The organism is Paenibacillus sp. GbtcB18 (assembly GCF_019091125.1).
In the GTDB taxonomy this organism is placed as follows: domain Bacteria; phylum Bacillota; class Bacilli; order Paenibacillales; family NBRC-103111; genus Paenibacillus_F; species Paenibacillus_F chitinolyticus.
This window is the reverse complement of the sequence record NZ_JAGXJX010000298.1, coordinates 1-277: the sequence shown is the minus strand read 5'-3', so window position 1 is coordinate 277 and position 277 is coordinate 1. Positions and strand designations below refer to the sequence as shown.

The following is a 277-nucleotide window of genomic DNA, read 5'->3' as shown; positions in this document are numbered from 1 at the left end:
CTCACGGAAGACCGTTTCACGAAAGGTCAGCCACGCGCTACATCCGCGAGGGAAAATATCTATTTCCCCCGCCCCACCGGGGCCGAGTTTTTTCTTCCCCCAAAACCCCGGGGAATATGGCCGTTTCGCAATGGTAGTCGTCTCTTTCCAACAGGCGGAGAGACTTTTTTTTTTTTTTTTCCCCCTTCGGGACACCCTTTTTTCCTCCCAATACCACGGGTTTCTCCTCTTTTAACGTCCTTTTCCAGGCTGTTTGTGGATTTTTCCATTTTCTTCT

The 277-nt window shown here is 49.8% G+C and carries 1 protein-coding gene; it reads right to left on the bottom strand.

Translation table 11 applies throughout. The features are described 5' to 3' along the window. Positions 1 to 59: 59 nt before the first annotated feature. On the bottom strand, positions 60 to 277 hold a 218-nt coding region (locus KVT34_RS30255; protein WP_217563292.1), incomplete at its 5' end, for a hypothetical protein.